Origin of the sequence: Acinetobacter sp. ACNIH3 (assembly GCF_002918965.1) — a bacterium.
Lineage (GTDB): Bacteria > Pseudomonadota > Gammaproteobacteria > Pseudomonadales > Moraxellaceae > Acinetobacter > Acinetobacter schindleri.
In genome coordinates this window covers 70,958-90,517 of the sequence record NZ_PQLP01000007.1, presented here as the reverse complement: position 1 = coordinate 90,517, position 19,560 = coordinate 70,958, and the positions used below count along the sequence as shown (strand labels likewise).

Annotated in this window: 14 protein-coding genes and 1 tRNA gene; 11 read left to right on the top strand and 4 right to left on the bottom strand. The window is 44.4% G+C overall.

Annotated elements, in window-relative coordinates:
- The first annotated feature begins 664 nt into the window (after positions 1–664).
- The 4 genes from C3420_RS05425 to C3420_RS05410 all read left to right on the top strand — a co-directional run bounded on the left by C3420_RS05425 (position 665) and on the right by C3420_RS05410 (position 7,743).
- On the top strand, positions 665–2,266 hold the full coding sequence (locus C3420_RS05425; protein WP_004814964.1) for an isocitrate lyase: 1,602 nt from the start codon (positions 665–667) through the stop codon (positions 2,264–2,266).
- Positions 2,267–2,520: 254 nt separating this feature from the next.
- Positions 2,521–5,622 carry a multidrug efflux RND transporter permease subunit gene (locus C3420_RS05420; RefSeq protein ID WP_103799938.1) on the top strand — a complete coding sequence of 1,034 codons (3,102 nt, stop codon included), beginning with the start codon at positions 2,521–2,523 and terminating at the stop codon, positions 5,620–5,622.
- A 119-nt stretch (positions 5,623–5,741) separates the two neighbouring features.
- Entirely contained in the window at positions 5,742–7,070 is a 1,329-nt protein-coding gene (mgtE, locus tag C3420_RS05415) for a magnesium transporter (protein WP_103799937.1), read from the top strand.
- A 79-nt stretch (positions 7,071–7,149) separates the two neighbouring features.
- Positions 7,150–7,743, top strand: coding sequence for a DUF4112 domain-containing protein (locus C3420_RS05410; RefSeq protein ID WP_004892045.1), 594 nt, complete (start codon positions 7,150–7,152; stop codon positions 7,741–7,743).
- Between the two features lie 69 nt (positions 7,744–7,812).
- Here C3420_RS05410 and htpX read toward each other — a convergent pair whose 3' ends face one another.
- Positions 7,813–8,718, bottom strand: coding sequence for a protease HtpX (gene htpX / locus C3420_RS05405; RefSeq protein WP_004814968.1), 906 nt, complete (start codon positions 8,716–8,718; stop codon positions 7,813–7,815).
- A 170-nt stretch (positions 8,719–8,888) separates the two neighbouring features.
- A complete protein-coding gene (locus C3420_RS05400; protein WP_008305700.1) occupies positions 8,889–9,695 on the bottom strand; it encodes a lytic transglycosylase domain-containing protein in 807 nt (268 codons plus the stop codon).
- 559 nt (positions 9,696–10,254) lie between these two features.
- Here C3420_RS05400 and ttcA point away from each other — a divergent pair.
- On the top strand, positions 10,255–11,181 hold the full coding sequence (ttcA, locus tag C3420_RS05395) for a tRNA 2-thiocytidine(32) synthetase TtcA (protein ID WP_004814970.1): 927 nt from the start codon (positions 10,255–10,257) through the stop codon (positions 11,179–11,181).
- Positions 11,182–11,407: 226 nt separating this feature from the next.
- Positions 11,408–11,791 (top strand): SCP2 sterol-binding domain-containing protein, encoded by a 384-nt coding sequence (locus tag C3420_RS05390; protein WP_004814972.1) that lies wholly within the window; start codon positions 11,408–11,410, stop codon positions 11,789–11,791.
- A 62-nt stretch (positions 11,792–11,853) separates the two neighbouring features.
- Here C3420_RS05390 and C3420_RS05385 read toward each other — a convergent pair whose 3' ends face one another.
- A complete protein-coding gene (locus C3420_RS05385; protein WP_071320241.1) occupies positions 11,854–12,969 on the bottom strand; it encodes a transglycosylase SLT domain-containing protein in 1,116 nt (371 codons plus the stop codon).
- A 367-nt stretch (positions 12,970–13,336) separates the two neighbouring features.
- Between C3420_RS05385 and greB the strand changes: the two genes are divergently transcribed.
- Together greB and C3420_RS05370 are read left to right on the top strand one after the other, a co-directional pair.
- The gene (gene greB / locus C3420_RS05375) at positions 13,337–13,831 is read left to right on the top strand and encodes a transcription elongation factor GreB (protein ID WP_004814978.1); all 495 of its coding nucleotides are present in this window, start codon (positions 13,337–13,339) and stop codon (positions 13,829–13,831) included.
- 88 nt (positions 13,832–13,919) lie between these two features.
- Positions 13,920–14,010 (top strand) — tRNA-Ser (locus C3420_RS05370).
- A 36-nt stretch (positions 14,011–14,046) separates the two neighbouring features.
- Here the strand turns inward: C3420_RS05370 and C3420_RS05365 are convergent.
- Positions 14,047–15,006: a LysR substrate-binding domain-containing protein gene (locus tag C3420_RS05365; RefSeq protein WP_103799936.1), complete on the bottom strand. Its 960-nt coding sequence runs from the start codon at positions 15,004–15,006 to the stop codon at positions 14,047–14,049.
- A gap of 241 nt (positions 15,007–15,247) precedes the next feature.
- Between C3420_RS05365 and C3420_RS05360 the strand changes: the two genes are divergently transcribed.
- The 3 genes from C3420_RS05360 to C3420_RS05350 all read left to right on the top strand — a co-directional run bounded on the left by C3420_RS05360 (position 15,248) and on the right by C3420_RS05350 (position 19,419).
- Complete coding sequence (locus tag C3420_RS05360; RefSeq protein WP_004814982.1) at positions 15,248–16,471, top strand: acyl-CoA dehydrogenase; 1,224 nt, start codon at positions 15,248–15,250, stop codon at positions 16,469–16,471.
- 226 nt (positions 16,472–16,697) lie between these two features.
- On the top strand, positions 16,698–18,128 hold the full coding sequence (locus C3420_RS05355) for an MFS transporter (protein ID WP_103799935.1): 1,431 nt from the start codon (positions 16,698–16,700) through the stop codon (positions 18,126–18,128).
- A 52-nt stretch (positions 18,129–18,180) separates the two neighbouring features.
- Positions 18,181–19,419, top strand: coding sequence for a CaiB/BaiF CoA transferase family protein (locus tag C3420_RS05350; RefSeq protein WP_103799934.1), 1,239 nt, complete (start codon positions 18,181–18,183; stop codon positions 19,417–19,419).
- The last annotated feature ends 141 nt before the right edge of the window (positions 19,420–19,560 follow it).

The following is a 19,560-nucleotide window of genomic DNA, read 5'->3' as shown; positions in this document are numbered from 1 at the left end:
CGAAAATAAAATCATGAAATTATAGTGATTATGCCATAAGTACTGCGGCTTGTGTACGTGACCGATGAAAAAAAAGCCACCGAATTTATAACAGTTTTTATTCATTTTCAAACAAGGGGTGTACATAAATCGAGTCTGGATTCTGTCTGTCAAATTGGTCAATTACAGGATCAAACTGGATGCCTATTTTTAGTTAAAACAGGGCAAGTGAAAATGATTTCAAGACAAGAAATGAGTCAATGATTAATAGTAGATAAATTATGTGAAATATATAGTTTTGCATTAATCCAGTTTATCGGAAATATAAAGGAAGACTGGCAAAAAAGACCAAAAAAGTCAGGTCATCAAGCGAGTCAAGACTTAAGTCTAATGAATATTTTATATTCAAGAAGCTGAAATTTTAGACAAAAATAAATTTTAAAAATTTAAAAATAAACTATTAAATACAATAATTTATATAAAAGTAATCAATATATAATTAGACTTTCATCTACATATTTTTTAAATAAATAGTGATAATTCTTGCAGAATATTGGATTAATTTTTTTATTGCATCTAATCTCTATACATCGCAACGAGCTGACTAAAATCTAAACAAAGTTTTGAGGGTCTGATTTTAGAACAACGTTGCAGAAAAATCCTAATATTATTACAGGAATATATCATGACTACATATCAAACAGCGATTGATGCAATCCGCGAATTAAAAGCGAAATTCGGCAACACTTGGGCAGACATCAGTCCTGAAGATGCTGCGCGTATGCAACTTCAGAACCGTTTCAAAACAGGTTTAGACATTGCAAAATACACAGCAGCAATTATGCGTCGTGATATGGCTGCTTATGATGCTGACTCTAGCAAATACACTCAATCTCTGGGTTGCTGGCACGGTTTCATCGCACAACAAAAAATGATTGCGAACAAAAAATACTTCGGTACAACTGAACGTCGCTACATCTACCTTTCTGGTTGGATGGTTGCAGCACTTCGTTCAGAGTTCGGTCCACTTCCTGACCAATCTATGCACGAAAAAACTTCTGTTCCTGCATTGATTGAAGAAATCTACACATTCTTACGTCAAGCTGACGCGAAAGAATTGAACGACCTGTTCCGTTCACTTAAAAAAGCTCAAGAAGCTGGTGACACTGCTAAAGCTGCTGAAATCACTTCTCAAATCGACAACTTCCAAACTCACGTTGTGCCAATCATTGCGGACATCGACGCTGGTTTCGGTAACGAAGAAGCAACTTACTTACTAGCGAAGAAAATGATCGAAGCGGGTGCTTGTGCACTTCAAATCGAAAACCAGGTGTCTGACGCGAAACAATGTGGTCACCAAGCTGGTAAAGTAACTGTTCCACACGAAGACTTCATCGCGAAAATCCACGCGCTTCGCTATGCATTCCTGGAAATGGGTCTAGACGACGGTATCATCGTTGCACGTACTGACTCTGAAGGCGCTGACTTGACTCAAAAAATCCCAGTGGTTAAAGAGCCAGGTGACATCGCTTCTCAATACATCAGCTACTTAGATACAACTGAAATTGACATTTCAGAAGCGCAAGAAGACGAAATCCTGATCAAACGTGATGGCAAACTTCACCGTCCAAAACGTCTTGCTTCTGGTCTGTACCAGTTCCGCGAAGGCACTCAAATCGACCGCGTTGTACTTGACTGTGTAACTAGCCTTCAAAACGGTGCTGACCTTCTTTGGATCGAAACTGCGACTCCAAACGTAGCTGAAATCGCTCACATGGTTAACCGTGTTAAAGAAGTTGTTCCAAATGCGAAACTTGTTTACAACAACTCTCCATCGTTCAACTGGACTTTAAACTTCCGTCAACAAGCGTACGACCGTTGGGTTGCTGAAGGTAAAGACGTATCTGCATACGACCGCGCTAAACTAATGAGTGCTGAGTACGACAACACTGAATTGGCTGCTGAAGCTGACGAGAAAGTTCGTACATTCCAGGCAGATGCTTCTCGTGAAGCAGGTGTATTCCACCACTTGATCACTCTACCGACTTACCACACAGCTGCGCTTTCTACTCACGAGCTTGCTCAAGGTTACTTCGGTTCTGAAGGTATGTTGGCTTATGTTGCTGGCGTACAACGTAAAGAAATCCGTGGCGGTATCGCTTGTGTGAAACACCAAGCAATGGCGGGTTCTGACATCGGTGACGACCACAAAGAAATCTTCGCTGGTGACAACGCGCTTAAAGCGGGTGACGATGCGAAAAACACAATGAACCAATTCTCTGCATAAGCACTGAACTGATTCAAAGAAGACCCTGCGCAAGCAGGGTTTTTTTATACCTAAAATAAAATGAATAACCCTATAAATTGTTGAAACAGCTAGATGAAAGGAAAAATCTTCATATTTTCTTCATGATTTAATTTTATACATGTTTTTCTGTGATCAAGCCTTGTAATTTCAATGCCACTGCTTGAATATCCCTATAGCTGATTCAGTTGTCCAACTCATCCTAAAATTCATCAAATTCAAAGTGATTCAGACCTATGCTGTCTAAGTTTTTTATTCATCGACCTATTTTTGCAGGCGTGCTGGCCATCGTCGTGATGGCGATCGGATTATTTGCGGTCATGAATTTACCTGTGGAACGTTATCCAGATATTGCGCCACCGCGAGTGACCGTATCGGCAACCTATTCCGGCGCATCGGCAGAAACGGTGGAGGAGAGCGTGACCCAGGTACTGGAACAGCAGATTAAAGGCATTGATCACTTGCTGTATTTCAGTTCTAGCAGCGATTCCTCCGGGCGTAGCCGGATCAATATCAGCTTTGAAAACGGGACTGATCCAGACACGGCTCAGGTACAGGTACAAAATGCGATTAATGGGGTGCTGAACCGCTTGCCTGAAGATGTACAACGGCAGGGTGTGAATGTGTTCAAGTCGCTGGGCGATACGCATATGGTGATCAGCCTGTATGACGAATCCGGGCGCAGTGACAATATTGCCTTGTCGGACTACCTGATGACACATCTGGAACAGGACATTTCCCGGATTGAAGGCATTGGTGAGGTGGATGTTTTTGGCTCGCAATATGCCATGCGGATCTGGCTGAATCCACTCAAGCTGAAACAGTATAACCTGATGCCTAGCGATGTGCGTGCTGCGATTGAATCACAGAATACCCAGGTCGCAGCCGGTGCTGTGGGCGATCTGCCTACGGTCGAGGATCAGTATCTGAATGCCAAGGTAACTTCGGGCACGCGACTCAGAACAGTAGAAGAATTTGAAAATATCATTGTAAAGTCTGCCCGGGATGGCAGCTTTATCTATTTAAAAGATGTGGCACGTGTTGAACTCGGTGCAGAAAATTATCAATCCTATAGTACCAATAATGGTTATGCATCCGCAGGTCTGGCGATCTCGCTGGCTTCCGGTGCCAATGCCATCGCGACCTCAGAACGAATCAAGGCGGAAATTGCCCGTCTGTCTAATCAGTTGCCGGAAGGCTATAAGATTGCTTATCCACGGGATAACACGCCATTCGTTCAGGAATCCATTAAGGAAGTCCTTAAAACACTGGTTGAAGCCATCATCCTGGTGATTGTGGTGATGTTTATCTTCCTGCAAAACTGGCGCGCTACCCTGATTCCAGCAGTCACTGTACCAGTGGTTTTACTCGGTACTATGGCAATCCTGTATGCCCTTGGATTCAGCATCAATACCCTGACTTTATTTGCACTGGTTCTGGCAATCGGCCTGCTGGTGGATGATGCTATTGTCGTGGTGGAAAACGTTGAACGTCTAATGCATGAGAAGCAGTTGACCGCCAAGGAAGCAGCACTGGAATCCATGCAGGAAATCAGTGGGGCTCTGGTCGGTATTACTTTGGTATTGACGGCAGTATTTATTCCCATGGCGTTCTTTGGTGGTTCTACCGGGGTTATTTATCGTCAGTTTTCCATTACGCTGGTTGCTGCCATGTCATTGTCACTGATGGTGGCCCTGATTCTGACACCAGCCCTGTGTGCGCTGATTCTCAAACCAAATCCGAATCCGGCACGTTGGGCGCAATGGTTTAACCATAAACTGGAAAGTGTTAAGCAGCGTTATCTGAAACTTTCTAATGTCACCCTACAACATAAGGCCATCTGTTTAATTTTATTTGCCGGTTTGGTTGCTGTATTTGGTCTGTTCTATAAGGCTTTGCCAACCAGCTTCCTGCCAAGTGAAGATCAGGGAACGCTTAGCATTCAGGTGCGCCTGCAAGAAGGTGCGCCGCTAAAGAATACGGTGGCCACCGGAGAAAAGATTCGTGAATATTTCCTGGAACAGGAAAAAGACAATATCAATCTGGTGATGATGCGTTATGGCCGTAACTTCTCGGGTACCGGTCAGAACCTGGCAACCGGTTTTGTGGCACTGAAACACTGGGATGATCGTCCTGGCGAGGAAAATACTGCGCAAGCTATTCGTGAACGTGCCTTAAAACATTTCCGTGGTTTTAAGGATGCACAGGTCAATATTAATATGCCAGCTTCAGTCAGCGGTCTGGGACAAACCGATGGACTGGAATTCTGGATCCGGGATATAGAGGGAAATGTCCGCCAATATCTGGAACAGCAATTTAAAGAATTGGAAGAAAAAACCAAACAATATTCAACGTTTGAAAATCTGGGTAAGAGCTCCAATCCGGAGAAGGCTGAATTAAAGGTTAATATTGACCAGAAACAGGCCATGGCCAATGGTCTGACCCAATCCGCAATCAACAGTACACTTTCTGCTGCCTGGGGGGGTAACTATGTCAATGACTTCATCGACCGAGGCCGGATTAAACGGGTAATGATGCAGGGTGATGCAGAATTCCGTTCCAAACCTGAAGATCTGGCGATGTGGCATGTGCGCAATGACCAGAATCAGATGGTACCGTTCAGTAATTTTGCGACGGTAGACTGGAGCGGTGGTCCGGAAGTGGTAAATCGTTTTATGGGTTATACCGCTTTGCAGATGGAAGCTGATGTCACCAAAGATACCAGTACCGGTGAAGCAATGCGGGATGTAGAAGCATTAGTGGCCGATCAAAAAGGTATTGATGTGACCTGGAGTGGATTGTCCTTCGAAGAAAAACAATCCAGCAATCAGGCCATCTGGCTGTATGCGATTTCGATTGGCTTTATCTTCCTGTGTCTGGCTGCACTCTATGAAAGCTGGAGTATTCCAACTGCGGTAATGTCAGCAATTCCGCTGGGTATTGGTGGGAATATCATTTTCAGTTATTTCGCAGGCTTTCCAAATGATATCTATTTCCAGATAGCCTTACTGACCACGATTGGTTTGTCCTGTAAGAACGCCATTCTGATTGTGGAATTTGCTGCCTTGGCAGAGCAGCATGGCAAATCCGTTGTCGCGGCAGCGCTGGAAGGTGCAAGCTTGCGTCTACGTCCAATTTTAATGACGTCGTTGGCCTTTGGTGCCGGGATTCTGCCACTGGTTTTTGCCTTTGGTGCCGGGGCGGTCAGCCGTCAGGAAATCGGAGTCAGTGTTCTGGGTGGGGTAATCTTTGGAACTGTGTTGGTGCTGATCTTTATTCCATTTATGTATGTGATGATCCGTAGCCTGTTTCAGAAGAAAAAGCAGGCACTGAATTAAGATCATCTACCTTCAGCTATAAAGATCAATGAAGTAACACCATGCTTCACTCAGCTGAGGCATAGTGAATGAAACTAGAATATAAAAATATATGATAACAAGAGGGCAGCAGCGCGCAGATGGATCAGCAAGTTGAACAGGTACGGGAATTATTAAAATTGCATCAGACAGGTGCAGACCAGCAGCTGGCACAATTGAATATCGCCGATCAGGCAAGGCTATTAGCCGAGCTGAAACCAGCTGAACGGCAGCATCACTTTGAGCAGCTGCAACGCCCGGTAGAAGTCTTTGAATACTTGCCTCTGCATCAGCAGCTTCAGCTTACGGCATCATTATCTCTCGAAGAACTGGTGACCTTACTGGATGCAATGCATTCGGATGACTTTATTGACCTGTATAAACAGCTGCCTCTTTCGGTACAGCAGCAATTGCTGGGCAAGCTTTCAGCACAGTCATGTCAGGTACTAAAAGTACTCCATGCCTATCCGGAGGAAACTGCCGGTGCATTGATGAGTTCGGATTATTTGACGCTGCCTCCTGAACTCAGCATGAACGAGGCAATTGAAACGCTACGTGATATTGCTGGAAATCATGACACGCTGTATCTGATCTATATTGTAGATTCACAGCTACATCTGCTGGGGGTAATTTCATTACGTCAGATTATTCAGGCACTGCCTACCGCGACTATTGCCGAGGTTATGACGAAAGAAGTGATTTATGGCACGGTGGATGAAGATCAGGAAAAGATTGCACGCACGCTGGCCTATTACGACTTTATTGCCTTGCCGATTGTTGATACGTCCAAAAAACTGGTCGGGATTGTGACTTATGACGATGCCATGGATATTGCCGAGGCCGAGAGCACGGAGGATTTCCAAAAAGCAGGTGCGGTATCACCGCTAGATCAACACAGTATCAAAACTGTGCCGATTTTATCGCTGTATAAAAAGCGGGTATTCTGGCTGGTACTGCTGGTGTTTGGCAGTTTGCTATCCAGTTTTGGTATTGCCAAATATGAGGACATCATTGCGGAACATATCGTATTGGTATTTTTCCTGCCACTGCTGGTGGGAAGTGGCGGGAATGCAGGTTCTCAGTCTGCTACATTGATGGTCCGGGCATTGGCAACTGGCGATGTACAGTTTACAGACTGGTTCCGTCTGGTTGGACGGGAGTCTCTGGTGGCGCTGTGTCTTGGTCTAACTATGGCCTGTGCTGTTTCGATTCTGGGTTATATCCGGGGCGATCTGATGGTTGCTGTAGTACTTGCCATCAGTATGACCGGGATTGTTTTGCTTGGTTGTCTGATTGGCATGAGTCTGCCATTTATCTTGAATAGGCTGAAACTCGATCCTGCCAGTGCTTCAGCGCCCCTGGTGACATCGATCTGCGATGCCAGTGGGGTGGTGGTGTATTTGTTCGTGGCATCCAGACTTTTGTTTTAAGTTAATAAAATTACGCTATATTTTTAATATCTAATTAGGTTAGGCTGAATCATTACACAATGATAAACGGGTTGTTCCGATGATTGAGACAGACAACAGCAACTCACCAAAACTGACACAACAGGAAGTCATTCGCCTGGAACGGGATTTGGCCAAGTTTGCCAATATGATGGACTCCGTAGTCCGGATTCCGTTTACCAAGCAGGGTGTTGGTGCTGATGCTGCACTCAGTACCGTACCTGTGGCGGGAGATCTGGCTGGTTTTGCCTTGACCTGTTATGCCATTTATAAGGCACGTCAGATCGGCGTGCCACAGTCCAAACTGAATCCGGTCATTAAATTGGCAACCATGGATGCCGTGGTCGGTTTTATTCCCGTGGCTGGAACCATCTTCGATATTTTTATCCGTCCTAGCCGTAAGGCCTTGGATATCGTGCATGATCATATCCGTGAGGAATACCAGATCCACACGGATCGGCATGTGGTACATCCTTTTCTGCATGAAAAACTAGAACAGAAACAGCAGCAGTCTGCATTCTGGCGCAATCCAGTGGTTGCCTGGATCTGGATTCATATTCCGGATATTCTGGGTACCATTTTCCTGATTCTGTTTGTACTGGCAATTGGCTGGGGTGGGATGGCCCTGTACCAATGGATCAGTCAAACTGCTTAAACACAAAAGTATAGATAAAAGAAAAGCCTCTGTCAGGAGGCTTTTCGGTATAGCGTTGTGCTCAGTAGATTAAGGACAATCAAGCTGATGCAAAGCGGCTACACGTTGTTCAATCGTTGGATGTGTCTGGAACAATGCAGCCAAGCTGAAACCTTGTTCTTGACCTGCTGAAATTGCAAAGGCTTTCATTTCTTTCGGCATGGCATCTGGCATTTCAGATTCTGCCTGTAAGCGTAATAGCGCAGAAATCATGGCCTGTTTACCTGCTAAACGTGCACCGGCTTCATCGGCACGGTATTCACGATGACGTGAGAACCACATCACGATAGCGGATGCCAGGATACCAAATACGATATCAAGCACAATGGTAATCACGAAGAAAGCAATTCCTGGTGCTTCACCATCTTCACGGCCAAATACGTTACGGTCGATAAAATCACCAGCAACCCGGGCAAAGAACATGACGAAGGCGTTGACCACACCCTGAATCAGAGCAAGTGTTACCATGTCACCATTGGCAACATGACCAATTTCATGGGCAAGTACAGCACGTAACTCATCTTTGTTCATGCGTTCTAGCAAGCCTGTAGAAACAGACACCAGTGCATCGTTTTTGTTCCAGCCGGTCGCGAAAGCATTTGACTGGTAAGATGGGAAAATACCCACTTCTGGCATTTTAATACCAGCGCGCTGAGATAGCTGTGCTACTTCCTGTAATAACCATGCTTCTGCCTGGTTACGAGGAGCATTCGGATCAATCAGTTCAGTACCAGTAGTCTTCTTCGCCATCCATTTAGACATGAATAGTGAGATTAAAGAACCCACCATACCGAACACAAAACAGATCACTAGCAGGTTGCCTAGATTCAAGCCACCCGCGCCATGGTAACTACCGACACCGAAGAGTGACAAGATAATGCCAGCTACAACCAGTACCGCGAGGTTGGTTAGCAAAAACAAACCAATCCGCATCATTGAGAAATCCTCTTATTATAGAAAAATAATCTGATTAGCAAATTACAATCATTACCCTCAATATGAGGTGAAATGACTCAAATTTCAAGAAAAAAAATAGTAAATTACCCAGAATTTACCTCATCACCATGATCAACCAAAACTTAGGATGAATGATGAAGAGGAAGGGCTTAATCGTTGATATATATTCTGGCGGATGCAGTGGCATGTGCGGTGGCATAAGAACCGGCAGGCGCATCAGTGAAGCTGCCATCTGCATTGGCAATGATCTGACGCTGATAATTGCTGGCTTTAATGGTAGGCGCTGCCGACGTTTTATAATTGGCAGAGCTGGCCAGAATCTTGGCGGTTTCAACCGGTGCCGCAGCGGCGGTCAGATTAACACCACTGGAATATAGATTGTGATACCGGCTGGTCACACGGCGTACATAGTCTTGCGTCTCGCGGAAGGGCGGGATACCGCCATATTTGCTGACATTGCCTTCACCAGCGTTATAACCTGCCAGTGCTAAAGCGGTATTGCCATTAAAACGTTTCATTAGCCAGGCCAGATATTTGGCACCTGCCATAATATTCTGATGCGGATCATAAGCATTAGATACATTAAAGCGGCGTGCGGTAGCAGGCATGAGCTGCATTAGTCCCTGAGCACCGACTGGAGAACGGGCATGGACATTAAAGCCAGATTCAGTATGCATCACAGCCTTGATCAGACCTTCAGAAATACCGTGCTTTTGTGCAGCCTCACGGATAATTGAATCAAAGGCATTTTTGTTTTTGCTATAGCTCGGCAATACCGAAGCCTCACTTGAGCCCCAGTTGCTATAGCTATGAATGTTACTGTCCGGGTAATAGGTCTTTTTTTCTACTTTTAGATTACTGTAGCGACCTTTATTATTCGTCAGCAGGGTAACACCATTGCTATCTTTCATTTGATAGATCGTCTGACCTGCATGCGAAAAAGCAGCAGTTCCCATCAAAATATAAAGACAACTTAGTACAGAAGTCCCCTTAAACCACAAATTTTTATTCATTGTAAGTATATGTATTGAACATTTGTCCCCAAAACTTACTACAGAGTTTAACAAAATTTACTGTAATGAAAAGTGATGAGCGACGCATTTATAAACAAGTTTGTAAATGCAAGTCCCTAATGTTGAAGAACTAACCAAAAAAAATATTTATTTTTTTTTAATATGGCTTTCTTGACACACTTAAATAATTGATTCTAAATATAAAATAAATTGGTTAAAAAATGATCAATTTAAATAGAACCCTTATTTTTGGGGCCGATAAAGCTGTCAAGTCGTTTTAAATCCACAAAGTTATCCACAGGTTTTGTGGAAAACTGTGGAAAAGTTCAAAACATAAGCATCCTGGATAAAAAATGAACTGTTTCGTTCAATTTATCAATCTAAATAAAACATGAAGTTTAGAGTATTACTTCAATAACAGGAAAATAAATTCTTTTGATGCGAGAAGCACCCGAATCGGATAAAATTGCGCGGTATTTTTATTTATGGGTTATTCTCGTCTATGTACTCGCCAGTTGAATCCGAGCAAGGATTTAATTTCAAACCAGAATTGCCAACAAGCTCTGCCTATTACCGTTTGTTGAAAAAGCTTCGCCGTCAGGTCGGACACGCTATTCGTGACTTTAAAATGATCGAAGATGGCGACAAGGTCATGGTGTGTATTTCTGGTGGTAAAGACAGCTATACCTTGTTAGATATCATGCTGCAGTTCAAGCGTATCGCACCTATCAACTTTGATGTAGTTGCAGTAAACCTGGACCAGAAACAGCCGGGCTTCCCTGAAGATGTATTACCACGTTATCTTGAAGAAAATAACATTCCGTATTACATCCTGGAAAAAGACACTTACAGCATTACCAAGAAACTGACGCCTGAAGGCAAGACTTACTGTGCCGTATGTTCTCGTCTGCGCCGTGGCTCGCTGTATGGTTTCGCGCAAGAAATTGGTGCGACCAAAGTTGCGCTCGGTCATCACCGTGATGACATCTTGGCAACGTTCTTCCTGAACCTGTTCCATGGCGGCAGCTTAAAAGCGATGCCACCAAAACTGTTGTCTTCAGACAAGAAGAACATCCTGATCCGTCCACTGGCTTATGTGGAAGAGAAGGACATCATCAAATATGCCGAGATGCGTCAGTTCCCGATCATTCCATGTAACCTGTGTGGTTCTCAGGAAAACCTGCAACGTGCCATTATTAATGACATGCTGCGTGACTGGGATAAAGCTCATCCGAAACGTCTGCACAGCATTTTTGGTGCACTGCAAAATGTTTCACCGTCACAACTGGCTGACCGCGAACTGTTTGACTTCGAGGCACTCGATAGCCAACGTGAATTCGACTTTAAAGATTCTTGCTCAACTGAAGAAGCAGTAGAAGGCGAGAGTAAGCGAATTAATATGGTCAACCTCGGTTTTGCTGCGGATTAAGACCTTTTTGACGGGTATTCATTCAAGTTGAATGCCTGTCAAGCCTTATCAATCAAGGCTATGTACATAAAAACAGAAAGATAATGACAAAAATTGAACGCTGCGTACAAAATTCGTTAGCCATTCGACAAATGATCATGTTATAACAATCTGCAAGCGCAATAGCGTCAACAATGATGTTGTCTGGATAGACGACACACACGAACTAATAAATTGAGGAAAGATCATGCCTGCTTTTTTAACTGATGATTGGTTTTCAACTGTAGAAACTCTGACTGCTCAAGCAGGTGACCTAAACCTGGCGCCAGCGCTTGCGAATCTTGCAATCAACCTGGTGGTTGCGGACGCTACAGGTAATACTGAATTATCTTTAGATGGTGGAGCGATCAAAAAAGGTCTGTCTTCAAATGCGAAGACTACGCTGAACATGGATGCAGAAACTCTGCGTAAAGTATTCCTTGAGTTTGACATGGCTGCTGCAATGCAAGCATTCATGACCGGTAAGATCAAGGTTCAGGGGGATATGTCTCAGCTGATGGCGTTGCAAACTGCAAAACCAAGCCAAGAGCAAAAAGATCTGTTCAAGAAAGTGCTTGAGCAAACAACCTGATCAATCCTATCTGCATAAAAAAAGCTTACCCAAGGGTAAGCTTTTTTTATGGTTTGAATAAATCAGATATTCACAAGCTCTGAACTTTTAATCTGTTCCAGATAAGAACGGATACGGGTTACATATTGCAATGCCTGACGATAACGGCCATTGCTGGCTTTGTTATGCTCCAGATAGCTATACAGGTTTACCCAGTTATCCGGATCCTTCCCCTGGTTACGGATACTGTTCTGAATTTTCTGAACTGCACCTGGACCCATGTTATAGGCTACTAGGGCATACCAGTTACGGTCTGGCATAGGAATATGCTCAAAGCGTGACAGCATCTTGTCATAGTATTTTGCACCGCCCTCAATACTTTGAACAGGATCGGTACGGTTATTTACACCCATTGCCTTTGCGGTTGAGCTTGTCAGCATCATCAGACCACGGACACCGGTCGGGGACACGGAGTTTGGCTTGAGATAAGATTCCTGGTAGCCGATCGCGGCGAGCAGATGCCAGTCCAGGCCGTATTGCTGTGCAGATCGCTGGAAGCTGGCCTTGTAAATGGGGAGGCGCTGGCTAAGATCCTGATGGATATTATCCCTGAAATGCTCCTCGACTACATTCTGATTGTAAAAGGAAGCGAGCTGATTGATTGCGCCGCTTTGCTTGCTGTTACATACGAAATTACTTGCAGTCTGGCTCAATGGATCATTGGCTGATTTGAAAACCCAGTTCAGGTTGGCATTCAGGCCTTTAGACGACAGGGAACTGCCATCACCACAAGTTGCAGAGAATGACGTCAGTTTACGCGCTTCAATGCTGCTGATACTGCTTGTAGTCATTGCCATGTTGGCTTTGCCTTGAGCAACCATTTTCAATGCAGTGGCATCATCGCTCACTGTTTTGAAATCCAGTTTTACATTCATGTTTTTGGCATAGTTACGAACCAAATCATAACCAAAACCATGCAGGTGACCACCTTCTTCAAACACTGTGGTCGGGCTCTTCACAGCAACAACAGTAAGCTTATTGCTGTTGACGACACTATCAAACTGGTGTGCCGGTGTTTTACTTGCATTGATGGCGTGGAATGGAACAAGCGCAGTGCTCAATACAAGAATTTTTACAGGGAGAGAGGAAAATAAAGATCTTAGGCAAAGCCTCGACCCAGAAGATGAACTACTGTGCATGTTGTCTCCGCTACAAGTAATTTATGCCCTCGAAAGTTTTAGGCAAAAGACACCACAGAACTTTCTTAAAGTTGATAAATTCAATTAGGGTTGGGCAGTCATGACGTCATTCAAAATGACTTGGGATTAAACGGCAATGTGTAGAAAAACTACACAGATTAAAAAATAAACAAAGTTAATCAGATGTGCGCATGGTAATGATCAAAAAATAGATTGTCAAATTTTGTACGCAAAAATGTTTAAAAATGTAATTTAAGTATTTAAAATCATTAGAAAATTTTTTTAGTATTATGTTTGCTTGTTAAAATAGCCAATAAAATAGGGCAGTTAGCAAAGAAAACGATGTCATGAGTGGTGTAAGAAAACGATGAAATCCAATTTGATTACCCGTGGTGGGCATGACAAATTAGTGGCAGAACTTAAATATCTGTGGCATGAAGAACGACCGGAAATCACTAAAAAAGTGAACTGGGCCGCCAGCCTCGGCGACCGTTCTGAAAACGCTGACTACCAGTACAACAAGCAGCTGTTACGCAAGATCGACCGTCGTGTCCGTTATTTGGGCAAACGTCTGGAAGAGCTACGGATCATTGACTTTTCACCTGAGCAGGAAGGGAAGGTTTACTTTGGTGCTTGGGTCGAAATTGAAAATGAAGCCGGAGAACAAAAGACTTTACGCATAGTGGGAGTTGATGAAATTTATGACCACCATCCACAGCATATTTCGATTGATTCGCCAATGGCACGTGCGCTGCTCGGCAAGCAGGTTGATGATGAAGCAGAAGTAATAACACCCTCCGGTAAGAAAGTCTGGTTCATCAATACCATCCGCTATGAAAAGCCTGAAAATTCAGCAAATTGACCGAATTGATTTTATTTTGTGCATTTGATAGCTAAATTTTTGAAAAATATTTGCCAAGCCGGATTTTTATTTATATGATGGCGCCCATGGAAGCGTGGCAGAGCGGTTTAATGCACCGGTCTTGAAAACCGACGAGGGCTTATACCCCTCCGTGAGTTCGAATCTCACCGCTTCCGCCAGATTTGCAAAACCCCAGTCGAAAGATTGGGGTTTTTTTATGGGACTTCAGATTTAGTCTGAATGGGTTCTTGCTGTAGTTCTTCTTTCATCCAGTTTACAAATCTGGCAATGAGCGTGGAATGTTCATTATGAGCATGAATCAGGTGATAGGCCCGGCGTCGTTCCAGTTTCTGATCAGAAATTTTCACCAGTTCTCCACTGGCGAGTTCTGTTTCAATCAGCATCTGTGGAATCAAGGCCATTCCCATATCATGTTTGGCTGCAACGGCCAGCATAGAAAATAATTCATGCCGCTGTCCGCCTAAAGGATTTGGATGTTTTACCTGATGCAATTCGAACCAGTCCTGCCAGATTGTGGGGCGGGTCGTCTGTTGTAAAAGCGGTAACTGTAATAGCTGTTCAGCACTCAGTATTAAATGTGGTGTATCAGCTGTTACCTTCATTTTTAAATGTGTTTTGATGAGACTGGGTGAACAGACAGCAACCACATCTTCATGCATCAGGAAATGGCTGGTAATCCCGGGCCACTGTGCGACCTGTTCTGGTGTACCTGCATAAATGGCAGCATCGAAGATAGTTTCATGAAACAGGAAGGGGCGTGTGCTGGTTTCCAGATGTACAGTAATTTCCGGATGACGCTGCTGGAAACGATGTAGCTTAGGTAATAGCCACCGGGTTGCAAAAGTAGGAACAACCCCCAGTTTCAGCGTACCGCCTTGACCTTTATGTTCTATGACATCCAGCGTAGCTTGTTCCAGACTTATTAATAAAGGTTTGATACTTTCATAATATTGCTGTCCTGCTGCGGTCAGTTCCACGCCATGACGCGTACGGCTAAACAATTGTACCTCGAGTAATTCTTCCAGATGCTGGATCTGACGTGAGATCGCACTCTGAGTCAGAAAGAGCTCCTGTGCAGCATGGGTATAACTGGAATGGCGTGCTGCAGATTCGAAGCACATGAGGCTTTGGGTAGAAGGGATTTTTCGGCGCATAATTTCCTCCCTGAAAATATCGTCCTATCACAAAATGACATATTAAACGTAAACCTATATACAACTTTGGTCTACAGCATTGAGTTAATCAGGCTTACAAATTTGTTGATTGAAAGGCTCATATCTCAGTTATGCAATTAACGCATATCTACATGCTAAATGCTCGTTTGAAAGCTGTTTCATTCCTGCCTAGGATCAAGTCAGAAGATTGAGAACAATAGACAGCTAAGCAGAGGATGCGATGAATCAAATGGTTAATACAAAAAAAGCCCAGAAAAACTATTTTGACTGGCAAGACCCATTTTTACTGGAGCAGCAACTGACAGAAGAAGAGCGCATGATTATGCAATCTGCACGCGCTTATTGTCAGGGTAAACTTCAACCACGTGTATTGGAACAATTCCGTCATGAACAGACTGATCCGAATATTTTCCGTGAGATGGGTGAGCTCGGCTTGCTAGGACCGACGATTCCTGAACAGTATGGTGGTGCCGGGTTGAACTATGTCAGCTATGGCCTGATTGCACGTGAAGTTGAACGTGTCGATTCAGGTTACCGTTCTATGGCCAGCGTACAAAGCTCGCTGGTGATGGTGCCAATCAATGAATTTGGCTCTGAAGAACAGAAACAGAAGTATTTACCAAAACTGGCAACTGGTGAATATATCGGCTGTTTCGGCCTGACTGAACCAGATCATGGTTCAGATCCGGGTAGCATGATTACCCGTGCTAAGAAAGTTGATGGTGGTTACCGCTTAACTGGCGCAAAAATGTGGATTACCAATAGTCCGATTGCCGATGTATTTGTGGTCTGGGCGAAAGAAGTCTCTGCTGAAGGTAATGTTGGGGATATCCGTGGCTTTATTCTGGAAAAAGGCTGGGAAGGTTTATCTGCACCAGCGATTCACGGCAAAGTGGGTCTGCGTGCTTCGATCACCGGTGAAATCGTGATGGATAATGTATTTGTTCCAGAAGAAAATGCCTTTCCGGAAATTCGTGGCTTACGTGGACCATTTACCTGTCTGAACAGTGCACGTTATGGCATTGCCTGGGGTGCGATGGGCGCAGCTGAATTCTGCTGGCATACGGCGCATCAATACACCATGGACCGTAAACAGTTTGGTCGCCCATTGGCAGCCAACCAGCTAATTCAGAAAAAACTGGCGGATATGCAAACTGAAATCGCGCTTGGCTTACAGGTTGCTTTACGTTTTGGCCGTATGAAAGATGAAGGGATTGCTTCGGTAGAAGGAACTTCACTGATCAAACGAAATAACTGTGGTAAAGCCCTGGATATTGCTCGTGTTGCGCGTGACATGATGGGCGGTAACGGCATCTCTGATGAATTTGGTGTGGCACGTCATCTGGTCAACCTGGAAGTGGTGAATACCTATGAAGGTACCCATGACGTACATGCCTTGATTCTCGGTCGTGCCCAAACAGGTATCGCAGCTTTTTCTAATTAATTTATTTTCTAAATTCGGGATGCTCAGGGTTGAGCATCCTTAGGGCTTTTGTCCCTAAAAACCGGTCAATAACTTAAATAAAGGATTCATCGTGAAGCTTTCTTGTCATTCTCAGTATTAATAAGCAGAAGTTCATAAGATGTAAGCAGAAAAAGAATAAAGAACGCTGCTGTAAACCTGAAGACAGAGGAATGTCGATGACTCATTTGGGAAAATGAGGTAATACATGAACAACGAAAATCAAAATAGTCTCCATCAGGACGCCGTTGCCTTGGGTATAAAGCTACCGAATAATGTCGGCACAGCTCATCGCATTCATGCCCATACCTGGAAACTGGCATTTATCTTCGCATTCGTCTCGCTCGTGATTGACGGTGTAGACATCATGCTGCTGTCATTTAGCTTGACCAGTCTCAAAGCAGAATTTGGCCTGACTTCGTTTCAGGCCGGAATGCTGGGGAGTGCCTCTTTGGCCGGAATGGCACTTGGCGGGATTACCGGTGGATGGGCCTGCGACAAGTTTGGACGGGTAAAAACCATCGCTTGGTCAGTCGTGTTTTTCTCAATTATGACCTGTATCTTGGGTTTCACTCAAAGCTATGAGCAATTCATGGTACTTCGCTTTATTGGTGCATTCGGCCTGGGTTCACTGTACATGGCCTGTAATACCTTGATGGCAGAATATGTACCGACCAAATACCGCACTACAGTATTGGGTACCTTACAGACGGGTCAAACTGTCGGTTATATCGTGGCGACTTTGATGGCAGGTGCGATTATTCCAGACTATGGCTGGCGCATGCTGTTCTACGTGACAATCATTCCCGCCGCTTTTGCATTGCTATTTATGCGTTTTGTGCCAGAGCCAGCATCCTGGCAGGAAGCGAAAATCGAGCAGGCGAAACGTAAAGCGCTGAAACTGGAAAATCCAGAAACAACAGTTACTGCTCAACAACCATCAGAAAGCATTTATAAGCGTATCTTTGGTCATCACTCGCATCGCCGTATGTTCCTGTTATGGATGACAACTGCCGCATTTCTGCAGTTCGGTTATTACGGTGTCAATAACTGGATGCCGACCTATTTGGAAACCGAACTCAATATGAATTTCAAAGCCTTGACTGGCTATATGGTCGGTGCTTATACCGCCATGATTCTGGGCAAAATTATTGCCGGTTATGCAGCGGATAAATTTGGACGTCGTATTACCTTTGTATTTGGTACGGTCAGTACAGCGGCTTTCCTGCCAATCATCATTTTCTATAACACCCCAACCAATATTGCCTACTTATTGATTACTTTCGGTTTCCTTTACGGAATTCCATACGGTGTCAATGCAACTTATATGGCTGAAACCTTTTCAACTGATGTACGCGGTACAGCCATTGGTGGGGCCTATAACATGGGCCGTCTAGGTGCTGCGATTGCACCGGCAACTATCGGTTTTATCGCCGCAGGTGGTTCATTCACCATGGCATTTATCGTGATGGGAACTGCGTACTTTATTGCCGGGGTGATTCCAGGACTGTTTATTCGTGAGCGTCAATATGATCCACAACAGTCTAGCCTGGTGAAGCCGGCTGAAGCAGAACATGGCGATTCAGTTGGATCGGTGACTGCGAAGAAACCAACTCGTCCAGCGACTGCAAGTCAGTAATCATCAACATTATAAAGGCTGGGTTTCCTAGCCAATGAAAAAAGGATTGAGCATGAGTGCATTAAAAGGAATACGCGTACTGGATTTAAGCCGAGTGCTGGCAGGACCATGGTGTGGACAAATTCTGGCAGATCTGGGTGCTGAAGTGATTAAGATCGAGCGTCCAGGTGTAGGGGATGATACCCGCATGTGGGGACCGCCGTGGATGAAAACGCCATCTGGTGAAAATACCCGTGAGGCAGGCTATTTTCAGTGTGCCAATCGCAATAAATATTCGGTCACTGTCGATATTGCCTCTGAACCAGGACAGGAACTCATCCGGGATATTGCCAAAACTGCCGATGTGGTGATTGAAAACTATAAAGTGGGTGCATTAGCGCGCTATGGGCTGGATTATGAAAGCTTAAAGGCCATTAATCCGAAGCTGGTGTATTGTTCGATTACTGGCTTTGGTCAGAACGGGCCTCGTGCCGAAGAGCCGGGTTATGACTTTATTATTCAAGGTATGTCAGGTCTGATGAGCATTACCGGTGAAGCAGATGATGTCCCGGGTGGTGGAGCACAGAAGGTCGGTGTAGCGGTTGTGGATATTCAAACCGGGCTGTATGCGACCATTGCCATTCAGGCTGCGCTGTTGGCTCGTCATCATACAGGTAAAGGTCAATATATTGATATGTCTTTGCTGGATGTACAGGTAGCTGCTTTGGCCAATCAGGGGATGAACTATCTAACTTCAGGCACGGCACCAAAACGAATGGGAAATCATCATCCCAATATTGTGCCTTATCAAACCTTTAAAGCCAAAGATAAGGAATTTATTATCGCCTGTGGCAATGATAAGCAATTCCGGGATTTATGCATGGCAATTGAGTTATCTGAACTTTTGCAGGATGAAAAATTCCAGCGCAATCAGGATCGGGTGATACATCGTGATGAACTGATTCCCTTATTATCAGAATATTTTCTTGCAAAGAATGCCAAAGACTGGGTTGATGCCATTCACGCGGTCAAAGTCCCCGTCGGTGTGATTAACTCGATTGAAGATGCTTTGAATGAGCCCCAAGTTGCTGCACGGGAAATGCTGGTGGATTTACCACATCCTTTAAACGCCCAGTTTAAAATGATTGGTTCACCGATCAAGCTGTCGGATACACCTGTACAATATCGTCATGCACCGCCAAAACTGGGACAACATACCCAGCAGATTCTGTCCCAGTTCCGTAGTCCCGAAGAAATTGCCGCGCTCAATGCGCAGGGTATTATTGATCATGTTGTATCTGCGGCTTCCTAAACTATTAATATTTTTTTCTACTTAAACCGAAGCCAGTCTTCGGTTTTTTTAATCACTTAAGAAAATAGAAGGCCACATAACTGAATGGTCATCAGCAGCATCACGCGTTAAGATAACGGCATTGTGTTGTTGGAAGGCATT

Excerpts from the sequence above, each read along its gene's own strand:
- greB (WP_004814978.1), top strand. The coding sequence starts at position 13,337 with ATGAAATCCAATTTGATTACCCGTGGTGGGCATGACAAATTAGTGGCA.
- mgtE (WP_103799937.1), top strand. The coding sequence starts at position 5,742 with ATGGATCAGCAAGTTGAACAGGTACGGGAATTATTAAAATTGCATCAG.
- C3420_RS05425 (WP_004814964.1), top strand. The coding sequence starts at position 665 with ATGACTACATATCAAACAGCGATTGATGCAATCCGCGAATTAAAAGCG.
- C3420_RS05350 (WP_103799934.1), top strand. The coding sequence starts at position 18,181 with ATGAGTGCATTAAAAGGAATACGCGTACTGGATTTAAGCCGAGTGCTG.
- ttcA (WP_004814970.1), top strand. The coding sequence starts at position 10,255 with ATGTACTCGCCAGTTGAATCCGAGCAAGGATTTAATTTCAAACCAGAA.
- C3420_RS05410 (WP_004892045.1), top strand. The coding sequence starts at position 7,150 with ATGATTGAGACAGACAACAGCAACTCACCAAAACTGACACAACAGGAA.
- htpX (WP_004814968.1), bottom strand. The coding sequence starts at position 8,718 with ATGATGCGGATTGGTTTGTTTTTGCTAACCAACCTCGCGGTACTGGTT.
- C3420_RS05385 (WP_071320241.1), bottom strand. The coding sequence starts at position 12,969 with ATGCACAGTAGTTCATCTTCTGGGTCGAGGCTTTGCCTAAGATCTTTA.
- C3420_RS05420 (WP_103799938.1), top strand. The coding sequence starts at position 2,521 with ATGCTGTCTAAGTTTTTTATTCATCGACCTATTTTTGCAGGCGTGCTG.
- C3420_RS05355 (WP_103799935.1), top strand. The coding sequence starts at position 16,698 with ATGAACAACGAAAATCAAAATAGTCTCCATCAGGACGCCGTTGCCTTG.
- C3420_RS05400 (WP_008305700.1), bottom strand. The coding sequence starts at position 9,695 with ATGGGAACTGCTGCTTTTTCGCATGCAGGTCAGACGATCTATCAAATG.
- C3420_RS05365 (WP_103799936.1), bottom strand. The coding sequence starts at position 15,006 with ATGCGCCGAAAAATCCCTTCTACCCAAAGCCTCATGTGCTTCGAATCT.
- C3420_RS05390 (WP_004814972.1), top strand. The coding sequence starts at position 11,408 with ATGCCTGCTTTTTTAACTGATGATTGGTTTTCAACTGTAGAAACTCTG.
- C3420_RS05360 (WP_004814982.1), top strand. The coding sequence starts at position 15,248 with ATGAATCAAATGGTTAATACAAAAAAAGCCCAGAAAAACTATTTTGAC.